Annotated in this window: 13 protein-coding genes, 1 pseudogene and 1 riboswitch; of the genes and pseudogenes, 4 read left to right on the top strand and 10 right to left on the bottom strand. The window is 42.1% G+C overall.

What is annotated here, in order from left to right; genetic code table 11:
- Window positions 1–64: 64 nt before the first annotated feature.
- The 3 genes from PISS_RS01075 to PISS_RS01065 all read right to left on the bottom strand — a co-directional run bounded on the left by PISS_RS01075 (window position 65) and on the right by PISS_RS01065 (window position 3,428).
- Window positions 65–1,270 carry an aspartate aminotransferase family protein gene (locus tag PISS_RS01075; protein WP_013463826.1) on the bottom strand — a complete coding sequence of 402 codons (1,206 nt, stop codon included), beginning with the start codon at window positions 1,268–1,270 and terminating at the stop codon, window positions 65–67.
- A 370-nt stretch (window positions 1,271–1,640) separates the two neighbouring features.
- Window positions 1,641–2,801 carry an HDOD domain-containing protein gene (locus PISS_RS01070; protein WP_058154029.1) on the bottom strand — a complete coding sequence of 387 codons (1,161 nt, stop codon included), beginning with the start codon at window positions 2,799–2,801 and terminating at the stop codon, window positions 1,641–1,643.
- A 45-nt stretch (window positions 2,802–2,846) separates the two neighbouring features.
- On the bottom strand, window positions 2,847–3,428 hold the full coding sequence (locus PISS_RS01065) for an anthranilate synthase component II (protein ID WP_013463824.1): 582 nt from the start codon (window positions 3,426–3,428) through the stop codon (window positions 2,847–2,849).
- 231 nt (window positions 3,429–3,659) lie between these two features.
- On the opposite strand from PISS_RS01065, the gene PISS_RS01060 reads away from it, so the two are divergent.
- From PISS_RS01060 to glpD, 3 genes are all read left to right on the top strand, one after another.
- Window positions 3,660–3,902, top strand: a complete 243-nt coding sequence (locus tag PISS_RS01060) for an HP1242/YdcH family protein (protein ID WP_013463823.1) — start codon at window positions 3,660–3,662, stop codon at window positions 3,900–3,902.
- Between the two features lie 168 nt (window positions 3,903–4,070).
- A complete protein-coding gene (glpK, locus tag PISS_RS01055) occupies window positions 4,071–5,576 on the top strand; it encodes a glycerol kinase GlpK (protein ID WP_058154028.1) in 1,506 nt (501 codons plus the stop codon).
- Between the two features lie 5 nt (window positions 5,577–5,581).
- On the top strand, window positions 5,582–7,084 hold the full coding sequence (glpD, locus tag PISS_RS01050; RefSeq protein ID WP_058154026.1) for a glycerol-3-phosphate dehydrogenase: 1,503 nt from the start codon (window positions 5,582–5,584) through the stop codon (window positions 7,082–7,084).
- 7 nt (window positions 7,085–7,091) lie between these two features.
- Here the strand turns inward: glpD and PISS_RS01045 are convergent, their stop codons facing one another.
- Window positions 7,092–7,490, bottom strand: coding sequence for an acyl-CoA thioesterase (locus PISS_RS01045; protein ID WP_024602231.1), 399 nt, complete (start codon window positions 7,488–7,490; stop codon window positions 7,092–7,094).
- Window positions 7,491–7,521: 31 nt separating this feature from the next.
- On the opposite strand from PISS_RS01045, the pseudogene PISS_RS01040 reads away from it, so the two are divergent.
- Window positions 7,522–8,223 (top strand): annotated as a pseudogene (locus PISS_RS01040) (2OG-Fe(II) oxygenase); the annotation flags it as partial.
- A gap of 140 nt (window positions 8,224–8,363) precedes the next feature.
- Here PISS_RS01040 and PISS_RS01035 read toward each other — a convergent pair.
- The 6 genes from PISS_RS01035 to PISS_RS01010 all read right to left on the bottom strand — a co-directional run bounded on the left by PISS_RS01035 (window position 8,364) and on the right by PISS_RS01010 (window position 16,795).
- On the bottom strand, window positions 8,364–9,596 hold the full coding sequence (locus PISS_RS01035; RefSeq protein ID WP_058154024.1) for a cysteine desulfurase-like protein: 1,233 nt from the start codon (window positions 9,594–9,596) through the stop codon (window positions 8,364–8,366).
- Between the two features lie 10 nt (window positions 9,597–9,606).
- Window positions 9,607–10,239, bottom strand: a complete 633-nt coding sequence (locus tag PISS_RS01030; RefSeq protein WP_058154022.1) for a 2OG-Fe dioxygenase family protein — start codon at window positions 10,237–10,239, stop codon at window positions 9,607–9,609.
- Between the two features lie 200 nt (window positions 10,240–10,439).
- Window positions 10,440–13,037, bottom strand: coding sequence for a bifunctional aconitate hydratase 2/2-methylisocitrate dehydratase (acnB, locus tag PISS_RS01025; protein ID WP_028835937.1), 2,598 nt, complete (start codon window positions 13,035–13,037; stop codon window positions 10,440–10,442).
- 255 nt (window positions 13,038–13,292) lie between these two features.
- Window positions 13,293–14,357 (bottom strand): OmpA family protein, encoded by a 1,065-nt coding sequence (locus PISS_RS01020; RefSeq protein WP_013463815.1) that lies wholly within the window; start codon window positions 14,355–14,357, stop codon window positions 13,293–13,295.
- A 321-nt stretch (window positions 14,358–14,678) separates the two neighbouring features.
- Window positions 14,679–16,088, bottom strand: a complete 1,410-nt coding sequence (locus tag PISS_RS01015) for a protein adenylyltransferase SelO (RefSeq protein ID WP_058154020.1) — start codon at window positions 16,086–16,088, stop codon at window positions 14,679–14,681.
- Between the two features lie 8 nt (window positions 16,089–16,096).
- Window positions 16,097–16,795, bottom strand: a complete 699-nt coding sequence (locus tag PISS_RS01010; protein WP_058154018.1) for a DNA-3-methyladenine glycosylase I — start codon at window positions 16,793–16,795, stop codon at window positions 16,097–16,099.
- 187 nt (window positions 16,796–16,982) lie between these two features.
- Window positions 16,983–17,162, top strand: a riboswitch (Lysine riboswitch).
- The last annotated feature ends 113 nt before the right edge of the window (window positions 17,163–17,275 follow it).

Raw genomic sequence — 17,275 nt, 5'->3', positions numbered from 1 at the left:
ATATAACGGTAAATAGGAACTGCAAGGCAAACTACGTTTGCCCCTAAAGAAGTTGAATTAGCAATTACGCATTTACAACGTGGGCTACTGCTTTTTCAAAGCGTGCCATACCTTCGCGAATATCCGCTTCTGGTATTACTAAAGAAGGTGTGAAACGAACCACATCAGCACCAGCAACCAATGACATTAAGCCATGCTCAGTACCGGCAACTAAAAACTCTTTTGCACGGCCTTTGTATTGCTCGTTTACCACAGCACCAATTAATAAACCTTGGCCACGAATTTCACTAAATACGTTGTACTTGTCGTTAATGGCATTTAATAGCTCAGTAAATAACGCCGACTTTGCTTTAACGCCTGCTAAAACTTCTGGGTTATTTACAGTATCAAATGCGGCTTCTGCAACTGCACACGCTAATGGGTTACCACCGTAAGTAGAACCATGTGTACCCACTTTAAGATGCTGTGCAATCTCAGTGGTTGTTAGCATAGCGCCAATTGGGAAACCGCCACCGAGAGCTTTTGCTGAGGTTAAAATATCAGGCACTACGTTTAAACCTTGGTATGCGTATAGCTCACCTGTACGGCCAACACCTGATTGTACTTCATCAAAAATAAGCAGTGCGTTGTGTTTAGTACATAAATCGCGAACGCCCTGTGCAAATTCGTCAGTTGGCGAAATGATACCGCCTTCACCTTGAATTGGCTCCATCATTACCGCACAGGTGTTATCGCTGATCAGTGCTTCAAATGCGGCAAGGTCATTGTAATCACAATGAACAATGTCGCCTGGCTTAGGACCAAACCCATCTGAATAGGCTGCTTGACCGCCTACAGTAACGGTGAAGAATGTACGGCCATGGAAACCTTTATTAAAGGCGATGATTTGCGATTTTTCTGCGCCAAATTTATCAAGCGCAAAACGACGCGCTAACTTAAGTGCCGCTTCGTTTGCTTCTGCGCCTGAGTTTGCAAAGTAAACTTTTTCAGCAAATGTCGCATCAACCATTTTTTTAGCTAAGCGAAGTGCCGGCTCGTTGGTCATTACATTTGATAAATGCCAAATTTTTTCGCCTTGCTCTTTTAATGCGCCCACTAATGCAGGATGGCAATGGCCAAGACAGTTAACGGCAATACCACCAGCAAAGTCGATAAACTCTCGTCCTTGTTGATCCCATACACGAGAGCCTTCGCCTCGAACAGGAATTACGCTTGAAGGTGCGTAGTTAGGAACCATTACGTGATCAAATAATTCGCGATTGACTGTCATTTTATTTCCTCTTAATTGTGTGCATCACAAAGCAGTAGAATAGGGGTGTGATTATTGTTAATAACCAAATGTGCCGGCAAAAATTAATAGCTGTATATTTGCCTGAAACTACGTTGTGGTTCAATTTTCAGGCGCTCATTATTTCAGAAATTTAGGGGGATGTCTCTTCAAAAACTTTCATGTACCCCTTTAAAATAAAGGGCTTAAGATATTATTTCATAGATAGTGAATAACTATTTGAGAGCTAATTATGATGTGCATTTACCTTAGTGAGCGCCTCTACAACGAAAAAAGCATGGCGCTTATAAATCAACTGCACATGAATAAGTAGAATTAAAGTGAATGAATAGTCGCAAAAAAATTAACAGATTTAATCAATTTGAAGTGCCAAATTAGTAAAATTACCTGTTTTTAGGGTATCTAACTCTTTTTTATTGAACTGATAATAGCTAAACCAGCTTTGTAATTCATCGTCTTCAATCAGCTGGTGCTCTTTTAAATTTAAATATTGAGAATAACAGCGAGCCTTTAAAATCACTTGCGATAATGGCAATAAACTATCGCCCTTTTCAACCCCATTCACTAACTGCTGCATAACACTGTTAAATGGCAAATATTTGAACGACATGGTTTCTATGACCTTGGCGCTGACAAGCAGTGATTTTTCGTGTAGCAGTGTTGTTAAAAATAACGGATCTGGTTTTAGCTCTAATAGCGCGGTGTGTAGGTTTTTATCACCTTCTTCACGAGCACGCAGTACTTTGCGCTGCCATACCTGATCAAACACTTTTAGGTATAAGCGCACTAAAGCAATTTGCCCTACATTCAGTAACATGCCCAATGTAAACGCATGCATTGGGTTTACCCCGTTAAGCTGGGCAAGCGTTTGCGCTGCAATGGCACACGACATGGTGTTGTCTTTTAACCTGCGCTTTAATAACGTGAATGGTTCTGTGCTATGTGGCATCCAATGACGCACTGCAAAAGTAGGCACTACCAGCTGTAAATTATCTAAGCCTACATAACGTAATGCCAACGCTGGGGTATCTACTTTGACTGAGGTGCCTTTACTGCGCTGCTTACGATAAAAAGGTAAATTAACTAAGGTAACCAGCTCTCGGCCCAACCAACTTAAATCGTTAATTAGCGGCTCTAAACGGCCAACCGAGGCGGCGCGAGTAGCCAGTATATCGAGTATGGCGCACACGTTATCTTCTATGCCAATGGTGTCTTTAATCACAAAATCGATGTCTTCAAGACGTTTAGCAATCACGCTTTCAATAACGGTATGGAGTTTTTGACTGGTTTTAGCCTGTAACTTTTGATGTGAAGAGCTTTTTTGTTGGCGCTTTTGCTGCGCAGCTACTTCTACTTCTAATAAGGTGCGTTTTTTAACGGGTTTGCCGTCATTAAGATCTAAGGTATGAATAAAACCAATTTGCTGATTGGCAAAACTATGACCCAGTAGCAAATCATGCGCTCGTTGGTTTAGCACATTAACAATACGCTGTTGCTGCAATATGTCGGTCATAAGCTCTATCTTAGGGCAAAAAGTAAATAGCTTGCAGGTATAAGCCTAGAAGCGCGTTAAAAAGTTATCAAGTAAAGCTAAGCCCTGCTCGGTCAAAATCGCTTCAGGGTGAAATTGCACACCTTCAAGTGCGAGCTCGTTATGTAATAATCCCATAATTTCATCACGCTGCCCAGCGATGCTTTGAGTCCATGCTGTTACTTCTAACTCCTTTGGCAATGAATGCGCTTCAACAATTAATGAATGGTAGCGGCACACCGTAAGTGGATTAGGTAGGCCCTTAAACATGCCTTGGTGCTGATGATAAATAGGCGATGTTTTTCCATGCATAACCTGTTTAGCTCGCACTACTTTACCACCTAGCACTTGAGCAATGGTTTGGTGCCCCAAACAAATACCTAATATAGGATAAACTCCTTTAAACTGCTCTACCACAGATAACGACACTCCCGCTTCAGTCGGGTTTTTAGGTCCTGGAGAAATCACAATATGATCTGGGTTTAACTGTTTGATCTCACTCAGCGTTATTTGGTCGTTACGTTTTACCAACACGTCTTGATCTAAGCGCTGAAAATACTGTACCAAGTTATAGGTGAACGAGTCATAGTTATCGATCATTAAAAGCATGTAATAAAGTACTCAAAGTAATTAGGGCCTGTCGCAGGCATATTCTAACTGAAGCCTTTGCAGGTGTCAGTGTTTTGCAGCCCAGCAAACATAAATAGACACACTAACAACCAATAACGGTTGATTTATTTTAGATCAGCCCAAGCTCTGTTGTATGGGGACACCCCAAGTCACTGATCATTTTTATATAACGTGACGTGCATTATGCAACAGCCATTTAAGGAGTAACCTATGTTAGGCGAAGACCATTCATTAACTAAAGATTTTCCTGATTACACGCAAACTATTGCAAAACTTAATGCAAACGATGAAAACTTTGCAACCAAAGCAAAACAATACAATGAAATCGATAAAGAAATTCGAGTACTTGAGCTACAAGACTCACCCATAGATGACGAAGCCATGCAGCAGTTAAAACACGACAGAATGGTATTAAAAGATTGGCTACATCAACAATTAACGGATGCTAATTAATTGTTGTTATTTGGCGCCTATAAAATTGTAGGCGCCAGAATTGAGTTTTCACCTCCCTCTCCTACCTTTCGCTCATCTATAATTTTAACCATTATGGTGCAAAAGCATTGCTATTCGTTTAGCTTAAAGACAAGCTGTCTTTATCTAAATTAAACAACACTATTTTTTATGTCTAAATACATACTCTCGATTGACCAAGGAACGACAAGCTCTCGAGCTATTTTATACACTAAAGATGCCGAGGTTTTTGACACGGCTCAACAAACCTTCCCTCAACACTTTGTGAAAAATGGTTGGGTTGAACATGACCCTGTAGATATTTGGCAAACCGTATTAAGCAGCGTTAAAAACGTATTATCGCAGCAACAAGTCACTGCCGCCGACATTATTACCATTGGCATTGCTAACCAACGAGAAACCACCTTAGTGTGGAATAAAAAAACCGGGCAACCTATCTACAATGCGATTGTGTGGCAAGACCGACGTACCAGTGACTATTGTGATAATTTACGTCATGCTGGGCATACACAAATGGTGAATGATAAAACCGGTTTAGTACTCGATCCTTACTTTTCTGCAACCAAAATTCGTTGGATTTTAGATAACGTCAAAAGCGCTAAAGAGCAAGCACACGCAGGTGAACTAGCATTTGGTACGATAGATACCTACTTGCTATGGCAACTCACTAACGGTAAAGCTCACAAAACCGATGCTACCAATGCCTCTCGTACATTACTGTTTAACATTCATCAGCAATGCTGGGATGAAGACTTACTCGCCTTATTTGATATTCCAGCGTCGATGCTACCTGAGGTAATGGACTCAGCGGCTGACTTTGGGGTGACTGCAAGCGAGCTATTTGGTGGTGAAATTCCAATTTGCGGTATAGCAGGCGATCAACAAGCCGCCTTAATTGGTCAAGCTTGTTTTGAAGAAGGAATGGCAAAAAGTACTTACGGAACGGGCTGCTTTTTAATGCTTAACACTGGTGATAAAGCACTAAAATCAAATAATCGTTTATTAACCACTCTTGCGTATCGGCTCAACGGCAAACCCACCTATGCGATTGAAGGCAGTATTTTTATGGCTGGTGCCACCATGCAGTGGATAGTAGAAGGCTTAAAGTTATTAGAAAACGCAGGTGAAAGTGAAGCCCTCGTCAAAGATGTTCCCTTGGATCATGGAGTATTCTTGGTTCCCTCGTTTACAGGCTTAGGTGCGCCCTATTGGGATGCAAATGCCCGAGGCGCAATTTTGGGCCTAACCCGAGACTCAGGCATTAGCACTATTGTTGCAGCTGCCTTGCAGTCGGTGGGTTATCAAACCAAAGATTTACAAAAAGCTATGGAAGGTGACGGACTCCGCCCTAGTATTCTAAGAGTTGATGGCGGCATGGCAAACAATAATTGGGCAATGGCGTTTTTAGCCAATATTTTAGGCGCAAGTGTTGAGCGCCCCACTCTAACCGAAACCACTTCGTTAGGGGTTGCTTACTTAGCCGGTTTGCAAACTGGGGTGTATGAATCAACTGCGCAGCTTGCCAGCATGTGGAAAAGCGATCGTCGCTTTGAACCAACCATGAGCAGTGAAGAGCGCAACGATTTATACGCAAAGTGGCTACATTGCATTGCACAAGTTAGACTTTCTAATAGCAATGACGGCGAGAGTGAGTAAAATCTATGAGCGCACACGACAACGAATATGACTTACTCATTATTGGCGGCGGTATTAACGGCGCTGGCATTGCTGCCGATGCTAGTGGTCGCGGTTTAAAAGTATTATTGTGTGAGCAAAACGATTTAGCCTCAGCCACCTCCTCTAATAGCAGCAAGCTTATTCATGGCGGGCTACGCTATTTAGAGAATTATCAATTTAGATTGGTAAGAGAGGCATTACGTGAACGTGAAGTGCTATTAAAAAAAGCGCCGCATATTATGTGGCCACTGTCTTTTCGACTGCCGCACCAAGCACACTTACGTCCTTCTTGGATGATTCGTGTGGGGTTATTTATTTACGACCACCTAGCCAAGCGTAATACTTTACCCGCTTCAAAGGCGATTGAGTTTAACAGCGATAGCGTTCTTAACAGCAGCATTACCCAAGGCTTTGAATACGCAGACGGCTGGGTTGATGACGCGCGTTTAGTGATTTTAAACGCCCAAGCAGCGCATAATTTGGGTGCCACCATTGCAACACGCACCCGCTGCATTAAAGCAACGCGTAACGCAGATTATTGGGATGTGATTTTAGAGCAACAAGCCAGCAAGCAGCACCTAAATATAAAGGCAAAAAGTGTTGTAAATGCCGCAGGCCCATGGGTCGCGTCATTATTTGAAGATGTATTTACCCAGCCCACACCGCACACTATTCGCCTTGTGAAAGGCAGTCATATTGTAGTGCCCCGACTCCACAATGAGCCAGCTGCCTATATTTTACAAAATAAAGATAACCGCATTGTATTTGTCATTCCTTATGAGCAAGATTACTCACTGATTGGCACCACAGATGAAGAGTACACCGGCGATATTGCTGATGTAAAAATTAGTGAGCAAGAAATCGAGTATCTCATCAGTATTACTAATCATTACTTTAAAAAGCCAATAAGCGAAGCGGATATTGTGCACACGTTTAGTGGGGTGCGGCCACTATTAGATGACAAATCAACAGATGCTCAAGCGGTGACCCGTGATTACAAGCTGATATTAAGCAACGACACCGAACATGCCGCTTTATTAAGTGTGTTTGGTGGTAAAATTACTACCTATCGAAAGCTTGCAGAAAATGCCGTCAATAAATTAGTGCCTTTTTACCCAAAGATGAGTGGCTCGTGGACGAAAGATGCCCCTTTACCAGGCGGTGACTTTAGTAACCAAGCATACCTTAGCGCACAGTTAGAAAGCAGCTACCCTTGGCTGGCAATCGACACCTTAAAACGTATGGTTCGCAGCTATGGCACGCTTAGTTATCAATTACTGGGGAACAGCCAAGCAATCGGCGATTTAGGTTATCACTTTGGTCATGGTCTGTATGCGCAAGAAGTTGATTACTTAGTAAACCATGAATGGGCAAGAACCAGCGCAGATATACTTTGGCGACGAACAAAGCTTGGGCTGCGCTTTACTGAAAAACAAGTCATTGCCTTGGGGCAATATTTAACTAAACATCCTGCTTGTCATAGTTAAGCTGCGATTAACTAACTGCTACAAGGTGCTGTGTTAATGCGGCTTTTTCATCAGTCGAAAGTGGTTGCTTTGTTTTACTAACAAAGTCATAACGTACCATCACCGTTTTACCAATGGCGCAGCACTTATCTTGCTGCCATGCTTCTTGGCGGATCACAAATGAACTATTGCCAATTTGCTCTATGCTGGTATTAATTGTCACCTCATGGGCATAAAATAGTTCGCCAACAAACGACACTTCAACTTTAGCAATGATTAACTTCCAGTTGTGTGGATTTAGATCTGGCGTAAAAAATTTAAAAATAGGTACTCGGGCCGCTTCAAACCATACGGGGAGTACGGTATTGTTGATGTGTCCGAGTGCATCCGTTTCGCTAAAACGCGGCATCACTTTTTCAGTAAACATAATAATCCAATAATAATTAAACAGGTAACTCATGACGGACTTTATCCGCGTGTATGACAACGCGCTCAGTAATGAATTTTGCGATAACTTTATCACTACCTTTTCTCAAAGCCCGCATATTAAACAAGGGATGACATCGGGCGGTGTTGATCTTAATAAAAAAGATAGCCACGACTTATACTTAAACAATCATCCTGAATACGCAGAACAATTAAAACATATTCAACAAACCACTGCACAGTATGTTTTCAACTACATTGAAGAACATATTTTTATGATGATTGGGGCATTTGGTTTAAAGGTATATCACCCAAAAACAGGACAACCGGTTGATTTAACTCACGCCAACTATGACGAGGTAGGTAAACCACAACTCCCCTTATTGGTACAGCAAATTTTTAGACTCGGTAATATTCAAGCGCAAAAATACGAAGTAAATAAAGGCGGTTATCCGTATTGGCACAGTGAGGTGTATCCGCAGCTACAGCATAATGAAGCACTGCATCGGGTGTTGTTATTTATGTTTTATTTAAATGATGTTGAAGAAGGCGGAGAAACCGAGTTTTATTATCAAAATCGTAAAATAGCCCCTAAAAAAGGCAGTATGGTGGTTGCCCCAGGCTACTTTACCCATACACATAGAGGCAATAAGCCAGTATCAAACGATAAGTATATTTTAACCTCATGGGTTTTGTTTAATCGAGCAGAGCAAATTTATGGAACGCCACAAAGCATCAGCGGTCAGCGGTCAGCGGTCAGCGGTCAGCGGTCAGCGGTCAGCGGTCAGCGGTCAGCGGTCAGAAATTAACTAACTGCTGACTACTGTCAAGTATTTGCATTAAACTGAAAGCTGACGGCTTATAGCTGACAGCTTCAAATCAGCTCATCAAACAAGTCAAACAAAGTGTCCATCTCTTCAATGGTGTTGTAGTGCATACAACCAATGCGTACTACGCCGCCCTTATCAAGCACACCCAGTTGTTTGCATAAACCTTGGGCGTAAAAATTACCATCCCATACACATACATGGTGTTTACCCAAAAATTCAGACACTTGGCGAGGCTCTAACCCTTCAAAGGTCAGTGCGAACGTAGGGGTACGCTCACTCAAACGCTCTAAATCGTCTATACCAAACAACTTAATTTTTGGGTAGTTAACTAGACGCGTTAAAAAGTATTCACTCAATGCCATTTCATGTTGTTTTGTTTTAGCAAACGCAACACGTAATTTTTCTCGGCGTGAGTGACTGTCATCAAGTTCGCTAATCGCCGCTATGTAATCAACCGCCGCAATAAAGCCTGCAAGTGCCTCAAAACTTTGTGTTCCGGTTTCCCAGCGACCTGGTGCAACATCTTTTGCTGGCTCTACTTTATAAGGTGTAAACCCTTCTAAGTGCTCAGTTTTACCATAAACCATGCCTAAGTGCGGGCCAAAAAACTTATATGCAGAACAAGCTAAAAAGTCGCAATCTAACGCTTGTACATCAATCAGTTCATGTGGCGCATAATGCACCGCATCAACATACACCAACGCACCCACATTATGAGCAAGCTCTATAACACGTTTAATGTCGTTAATAGATCCCGTGGTGTTTGAGGCATACGTAACGGCAACTAATTTAGTATTACTGTTTAATAGGCTTTCAAAATGCGCCATATCTAAACTGCAGTCGGCTTCATTAACCAGTGCAGTATTAACCACAACGCCCTTATCTTCAGCGGCTTGCTGCCAAGACGATACATTTGAAAAATGATCAGCATTGGTCACTATAATTTCATCACCTGCTTGCCAATTGCGTGAAATTGCTCGGCTAAAGCTAAATGTTAGGCTAGTCATATTAGGGCCAAACACAATATTTTGTGCACTGGGCGCATTTAACAAATCAGCCGCCGCTTGACGCGCATTCGCCATCAGCTCAACCGTTTTGTCACTTGAGAAAAACGCACCGCCCAAGTTTGAATTGTAATGCCCTAAATAAGCGGTCATGGCACTGAGTACCGACTGGGGTACTTGTGAGCCACCTGGCCCATCTAAAAACACCGGTGACTTGCCATCAACAGTTTGCATTAAAGCAGGAAATTGCGCGCGCAATTGCATTAAATTCATTTTATTTCTCTTAAGCAGTTAGTACAAAGCAATCCAGGTAACCTGGTTTGTTAGCATCAATTTTGTTCATTGGCGTGGCGTTATGCCATACCTGACGGTCATTAATTAGTGCAAACATGCCGTCTTTTATTTCCATTTTAAAACACGGTTCAGCTTGTTGGTTTTCATAAACCAATAGCTCACCACCTTCTAAATTTTCATGAGAAACACCACATACACACACATGGTCAAACCCATCTTGATGCACACCTTCTGGAGCTGCTGGCGTATCGCTATCAATGGCAAGCATTCTAAATTGGTGAATTTCAATATCACGCTCTGCATCAATGCCGGTGATTTCTGCAAATTCACTAACAATGCTTTTCATACCCTCAGACTCAAGCAAGCTTTGCTCTAAGTTTTCGTAAGTACGCTTAACATTACCTTGAAAGGTATTAATTGAATCGTCTTGCACAAACGCTTTGGTCGCTTGAAGATTAAGCTCACCATTTTGTAATTTAACCACTGAATAACGGCGTTTACGAAACGCACCATCTGCATAAGGATTTGCAGGTAAGTTATCAAAAGAAGGCTTAACCAAATCAATATTGGCTTGGTTAATAAAACGAAGTTGCAGTAAATTCTGGTTGTTTAATGCGGTCATAAAATCCTGCTTATAATAATGATAATATTGTCGAGGATTTTAATGCATGTAGAGAGGATTTTTTGCTTTATTAACCATATCAATGACGACATTTAACGAAAGTTAATACAATCATGTAACGAATTAAGCATTATCTATCTAATATTTCATTTGGACAATAAAAAACCCGCCGAAGCGAGTTTTTAAACACACTCTATAAATTATACAGCTTGCTGAATAATTACGTTGTCTGCCTTTTTAGTGTACTGAGGCATACGGTGGAAGTTCAAGTAACGGTAGGTATCTGCTGCCGTTGCATTGATCTTCGCTGCATATTCTTGGTACTCAGCGGGTGTAGGTAATTTACCTAAAATTGCCGCTACTGCTGCCAGCTCTGCTGATGCTAAGAATACGTTTGCCCCTGTACCTAAACGGTTAGGGAAGTTACGTGTAGAAGTAGACACGACCGTTGCTTTGTCCGCAACACGTGCTTGGTTACCCATACACAGTGAACACCCTGGCGTTTCAATACGTGCACCAACACGACCAAAAATACCGTAGTAACCTTCGTCTGTAAGTTGGTCTTTATCCATTTTCGTTGGTGGAGCAACCCAAAGCTGTGTTGGGATACGCCCTTTAAAGCCATCGAGTAATTTACCTGCAGCACGGAAGTGACCAATATTAGTCATACAAGAACCGATAAATACTTCATCGATTTTCTCGCCTGTCACATCAGAAAGTAGGCGTGCATCATCAGGATCATTTGGCGCACACAGTACTGGCTCTTTAATCTCAGCAAGGTCGATTTCAAGTACGTGTTTGTACTCTGCGTCTTTATCAGCTTCCATTAGCTCTGGGTTTGCTAACCAGTCTTGCATTGCAGTAACACGACGTTCAATCGTACGTACATCGCCGTAACCTTCAGAAATCATCCACTTAAGCATAACAATATTAGACTCAAGGTATTCGCTGATAGACTCTTTAGAAAGCTTAACAGTACAGCCAGCAGCTGAACGCTCTGCAGATGCATCGGATAGCTCAAACGCTTGCTCAACCGTTAAGTGCTCAACCCCTTCAATTTCTAGTATGCGACCAGAGAATTCGTTGATTTTACCTTTCTTCTCAACCGTTAATAGGCCTTCTTTGATACCGAAGTAAGGGATAGCATGTACAAGATCACGTAAAGTGATACCCGGTTGCATTTCACCTTTAAAACGAACCAAAATTGATTCAGGCATATCTAGTGGCATTACACCCGTTGCAGCTGCGAACGCTACCGCCCCCGAACCTGCTGGGAATGAAATACCTAGTGGGAAACGTGTATGTGAATCACCACCCGTACCTACGGTATCTGGTAATAACATACGGTTTAACCATGAGTGAATTACACCATCACCAGGGCGAAGCGATACACCGCCACGATTCATAATAAAATCAGGAAGCGTATGGTGCGTGTTTACATCGATTGGCTTAGGGTAAGCGGATGTATGACAAAAAGACTGCATTGTTAAATCTGCAGAGAAACCTAAACAGGCTAAGTCTTTAAGCTCATCACGCGTCATAGGACCTGTTGTATCTTGCGAGCCAACCGTGGTCATTTTAGGTTCACAGTATTGGCCAGGTCGAATACCGGCAACGTTACATGCTTTACCAACCATTTTTTGCGCAAGCGTAAAGCCTTTGTCTGATACTTCAGTCACTGCTGGTACTTTAAATACGTCAGTTGCGCCTAAACCTAATGATGTACGTGCTTTGTCTGTAAGACCACGACCAATGATCAATGGAATACGACCACCAGCACGAACTTCGTCTAAAATCACCTCTGATTTAAGTTCAAATGTAGAAATCACATCATCAGTACCATGACGTTTCACAACACCTTCATAAGGGTAGATGTCGATTTGGTCACCCATGTTGAATTCATCAACATTTAATTCGATTGGTAACGCACCCGAGTCTTCCATCGTGTTGAAAAAAATAGGCGCAATCTTGTTACCTAAACATACACCACCCACGCGCTTGTTTGGTACGAATGGGATATCATCCCCCATAAACCAAAGCACAGAGTTTGTTGCAGACTTACGCGAAGAGCCTGTACCAACAACGTCACCTACGTAAGCAAGTGGTAAGCCTTTTGTTTTTAATTCTTCAAGCTGAGTGATTGGACCTACTTCACCGTCTTTGTCAGGGTTAATACCATCACGCTCATTTTTAAGCATGGCTAATGCATGAAGCGGAATATCAGGACGTGACCATGCATCTGGTGCTGGTGATAAATCATCGGTGTTTGTCTCGCCAGTGACTTTAAATACCGTAACAGAGATTTTTTCAGCAACGGCTGGCTTATTGATAAACCATTCTGCAGCAGCCCAAGACTCTATAATTTGCTTGGCGTATGCATTACCTGCTTTTGCTTTTTCTTCTACATCGTAGAACGCATCAAACATTAATAATGTGTTCGAAAGGCCTTTTACTACAATTGGCGCTAACGCTTCGTCATCAAGTAGTTCAACCATTGGCGCAATATTGTAGCCACCGAGCATAGTACCTAGTAACTCAGCTGCTTTTTCTTTAGAAATCAATGGAGAAACAGCTTCACCTTTAGCAACAGCCGCTAAAAATCCTGCTTTAATGTAGGCTGCATCATCAACACCTGGTGGTACGCGGTTGATCAGTAGTTCTAGGATGAACTCTTCTTCACCTGCCGGTGGCGTTTTAATTAGCTCAATAAGATCAGCCGTCTGCTGAGCATCTAATGGCGCTGGTACGATACCTAACGCGGCACGTTCTTCTACGTGTTTACGATATTCTTGTAGCACAGTATTGCCCTCTTGGTGACGTTAAAGTATTCGGTGGTGTTTACTAAACACACCATAACCCAATACTTATAGTATTCTATCTGCCGATTATAAAGCTTTTGTGCATAGATTAAAATCCATCCAGTTAGGCAACTAGTTATACCGATTATTAATAATATGAATAGTGAACAAAGTAAAACCAACTCCCATGAATACCTATTAAGCAGCCATAAAAAAACCCAGCCTAAGCTGGGTTTTTACTCAATAATGAGACTATTAACGTAATACTTTTACACGTTTAATAGATTTTACGTGTGCTTCAACGCGGCGGTTTTCAGCATGCGCTTTTGCCGTATTCGCTTCATTTTTAAGGCGTTCTTCACCTAAACCTGCCGTTGTGATGCGATCTTCTGCAATACCATCAGCAATTAGCTTTTTAGCTACTGCATCAGCACGTTTTTTAGATAACCATTTATTGTAAGACGCTTTACCTACTGCAGACGTATGACCTTCAAGAAGCACTGTTGTATCTGGGTACTCTTTTAAGAAAGTCGCTACTTCATCAATATCATTTAAGTACTGCTGTGAAACTGACGAGTCATTGTTAGGGAATGTTACTAACAAGCTTACTGTTACTTCAGTATCTTCATAAAGTGTACAACCATCGCTACCAACAGCATCTGTCATAGGCGTATTGGCACATTTATCATCTACATCAGGAATGCTGTCTTTATCTGTATCAGCAAGTGCTACCGGCACAGGAACAATTTCTGGCTCTGGCTGTGGTGCAGGCTCAACCGGTGCTACTGGCGCCGATTTTTGACCAAAGAAGTAGTTTATACCTAATTTAGCGCCAACATCTGTGTAGCCTTTGTCTAAACCTTGGTAAACACTGGTTTCAGCATTAACAAAAAAGTTGTCTGTAACAAAGTGTCGGTAACCTACACCTGCGTTTACAAACGTGTTGTCATCAACAACATCAATATCTTTCAGACCAAATAAGCCGTAGAAAGGACCGCCACCAAAGTGGTAAAGTGCATCGATACCGTAACGTTCGCCGTCAATATCGTTGCGGTTGTTCAATACTTTGTCGTGAGCATTAAAGTCTAGGTCTGCGTACTCTAAACGCGCACTCCAGTAATCATTAAAGCGGTAGCCTAATTCAGCACCCCAGCCTGTTGACTCATTAACGTCAAGGCCAGCTTGCTCACGCATGTTTTTCCACGAAGCATCGTAATAATCGCCGAATGCACCGATGTAAAAGCCTTCTTGCTCGGCTGCGAAAGTAGATGCGCTAGTTGCAGCTAACGCAATAGCCATTGTAAGTGATTTTAATTTCATTGTTTTCTTCCCATTTTAACAACTAAAAATGTAGCTAAGCATTGCTAGCTCTTCTAACTTACCTATACAGTAACTGAGTCTTTGTTAATCAATACTTAACGCAAATATATTTTTTTCAATATCTAGGATAATAAAACTAGCTCATAAAAAATGTCGATGAACACAGGCTAGCTCAAAAAGCAAACAATCGCTTTAAACCCCACACGATCACTGGCTTTTATGGAGTGATGGTATCACCCGTTCATAGTTTGCTCTATGAATGAACGTCGCTCGGGTAAAAAATGACCTTTTATATTCATTTTAAAATGCAAAAAACCATACTTAAGTACCACAAAAAGTACGATAATTCTTATCATCTTCGGGCGGCGTTTGAAACTCTGTGGCCTGCACATGGTTTGTGTAAGGGCTCGCCATCACTTGGCTAAAACGACTGAGTAGCTCACTACCCCCATGCGTAGTGTACTGCGTAATAATATCTTCAATAATATGATTACGCGGAATCACACTTGGGTTTGCCTGTCGCATTATATTATAACTATGCTCATTAGTTCGTGTTTGCCATTGCTGCGCCCATGATACGAGTGCTGATGGTATTTGCGCTTGTCCATTTAACGATTCAGTTAACGCATTAAAAGTATTGGTATAATCAAGCTGGTGTTGTTTTAATAACCCTAGTAACTCTCCCACCAACTCATTATCTTTATCATCCGCGACTGTTAACCCTAACTTTTGCGCCCACATAGCGCTAAATTGTTGGTTAAATTGCGTTGAAAAGCCCTCAATTAAAGGCGTCATCATTGCCACCGCTTGCTCGTCATCGTCACTGATCAGCGCTATTAGACTCTCTGCTAAGCGGGCACAGTTCCAACTTGCCATGTTTGGCTGATTACCAAACGCATAACGCCCTTGTTTATCAATAGAGCTAAACACGGTATCAAAATCAAACTGGTTCATCATGGCACATGGGCCGTAATCTATGGTTTCACCACTAATTAAGGTGTTATCGGTGTTCATAACTCCATGAATAAACCCCACCCTCATCCAACTTACGACTAATTTGACTTGGTTGGCGATCACTGCAGCTAAAAAATCTAAATAACGCTGAGCGCCAGTGCTGTTAATCTCGGGATAGTGTCTTTGAATGGCTAAGTCGGCTAAGTTTTTTAGGCTAGTAACGTCACCTTGAGTGGCTAAATATTGAAACGAGCCCACCCGAATATGACTGCTGGCGAGTCGGGTTACAATAGCACCTGGTTGAGGTGGGTTGCGATAAACGGTTTCGCCACTGCCAACCACGGCTAAACAACGCGTTGTTGGAATGCCAAGCGCGTGCATAGCTTCGCTCATTACGTACTCACGAATAGCTGGACCTAATGCACAGCGGCCATCGCCTCCGCGCGAAAATGGCGTAGCACCAGCGCCTTTTAATTGCAGATCCCAAAGCTGATTTTTATCATCGCTAATCGCACCGAGCAAATGTGCCCTACCATCCCCTAGTCGCGGTGAAAAGTGACCAAACTGATGACCAGAATATCCCAGTGCCACCGCAGAAATCGCTTGGGGTTCATTACCGCTAAATATATTTGCTCGAGAATCGGCACTCACCTGTATATTAAATTGCTTAGCTAGGGGCTCATTCCATAACAATAACTGTGGCGCTGTCACCTTGGCTGGATGATCGCTAATTGCAAACCCCTCACCAATGTCGGTATACCTTGGCACTAATTTCATGTTTAATCCTATTGTTTTTGGCTGATACCTACGCGATTGTCGCCTACACCATAAGCGACAATTAAGCTCAGCTCTTGCATGCTTAAGCCGCTTTGCTGCTGCAGTTCATTAAAGAATGCCTGCGCCGCACTTAGTGACTTTTTAGTTTGTAATCCGCCATCTATAATTTTATGGGCACGCAAATAGCTTTCTACGTCTCTTGAAAGTAAAAAAGTATCTTTTCCTAAGGCGCGCAGCGCATAAGGGCCGGTATTACCACCAAGCCTTGCACCATGCTTTTTTAAATACGCCCACAAGCCAATAATATCTTCACTTGGCCAGTTAGCAATAAACTCACTAAAGCTGCCGTATTGCTCTGCAACTTCGTGGATCATATACGCATTTTCAGTAATAGTTTTTACTTTTTTATAGTTGCGTACAATCCGCTCATCACTGGCTTTTTGCTCAAGCATATCCGGTGGCATCATCAATAGTTTTTCAACATTGAAATCCCAGAAAACCTCTCTAAATCCGGCCCACTTACTGTTGATCACCGACCAATAAAAACCACTTTGAAAAACTTTCCGAGTAAATTCTTCTAGCCAATCATCATCATTTAATGTGAGGAGTTGTTTGTTAGATAAAGGTTTTGCGAGTAACAACTTAAGCATTTTTTCAGAGCCCTTTCGCTCTACCGCTCGCTTATAAATATCACTAAATTTTTCCATCTGCTTAATACCTTACTTCGACAATAGTACTAGTGTACGAGAAAAGCAGCTAATACGTAATAACTGTCAATCAGGATGAATCTATCTATATTTAGTCACTTGACACCTAGACGGCTAAAGTGGTTTAATCGCCACACTTACCCTATTACATTGTATTTGCTGATTGATTTTTCAATAGCAAGTGCAAAGGGCTGGAAGAGGTGCGTTATTCAGGTAGCGTATGTTAGGAGCGCAAACTCCATTGAGCATACGTGAGGGGAATTAACGCCGAGAGGTAACACTTTTTTGTGAAAGGTTGCTTCGGGCGACTAGGCTGAATCCTAGCGACTGTCACCAATAACATATTTGGTGGAGAGCTTCTGGTCTTAGTATAATAAGGCCGTGCGCCCTATTATTTAAGCCCATTCGCTCTTCGAATTATAAACACATTCAAAGAGTCAGGCATCCTAAATACCCGCCAAAAACTCGACGAATGCCCTA

Origin of the sequence: Pseudoalteromonas issachenkonii (assembly GCF_002310795.1) — a bacterium.
In the GTDB taxonomy this organism is placed as follows: Bacteria; Pseudomonadota; Gammaproteobacteria; order Enterobacterales; family Alteromonadaceae; genus Pseudoalteromonas; species Pseudoalteromonas tetraodonis.
This window is presented reverse-complemented; position numbering and strand designations above follow the sequence as displayed.

Coding starts and splice junctions, on each gene's coding strand:
- glpD (WP_058154026.1), top strand. CDS start 5,582: ATGAGCGCACACGACAACGAATATGACTTACTCATTATTGGCGGCGGT.
- glpK (WP_058154028.1), top strand. CDS start 4,071: ATGTCTAAATACATACTCTCGATTGACCAAGGAACGACAAGCTCTCGA.
- PISS_RS01010 (WP_058154018.1), bottom strand. CDS start 16,795: ATGGAAAAATTTAGTGATATTTATAAGCGAGCGGTAGAGCGAAAGGGC.
- PISS_RS01015 (WP_058154020.1), bottom strand. CDS start 16,088: ATGAAATTAGTGCCAAGGTATACCGACATTGGTGAGGGGTTTGCAATT.
- PISS_RS01030 (WP_058154022.1), bottom strand. CDS start 10,239: ATGACCGCATTAAACAACCAGAATTTACTGCAACTTCGTTTTATTAAC.
- PISS_RS01070 (WP_058154029.1), bottom strand. CDS start 2,801: ATGACCGACATATTGCAGCAACAGCGTATTGTTAATGTGCTAAACCAA.
- PISS_RS01020 (WP_013463815.1), bottom strand. CDS start 14,357: ATGAAATTAAAATCACTTACAATGGCTATTGCGTTAGCTGCAACTAGC.
- PISS_RS01045 (WP_024602231.1), bottom strand. CDS start 7,490: ATGTTTACTGAAAAAGTGATGCCGCGTTTTAGCGAAACGGATGCACTC.
- PISS_RS01065 (WP_013463824.1), bottom strand. CDS start 3,428: ATGCTTTTAATGATCGATAACTATGACTCGTTCACCTATAACTTGGTA.
- PISS_RS01035 (WP_058154024.1), bottom strand. CDS start 9,596: ATGAATTTAATGCAATTGCGCGCGCAATTTCCTGCTTTAATGCAAACT.
- PISS_RS01075 (WP_013463826.1), bottom strand. CDS start 1,270: ATGACAGTCAATCGCGAATTATTTGATCACGTAATGGTTCCTAACTAC.
- PISS_RS01060 (WP_013463823.1), top strand. CDS start 3,660: ATGTTAGGCGAAGACCATTCATTAACTAAAGATTTTCCTGATTACACG.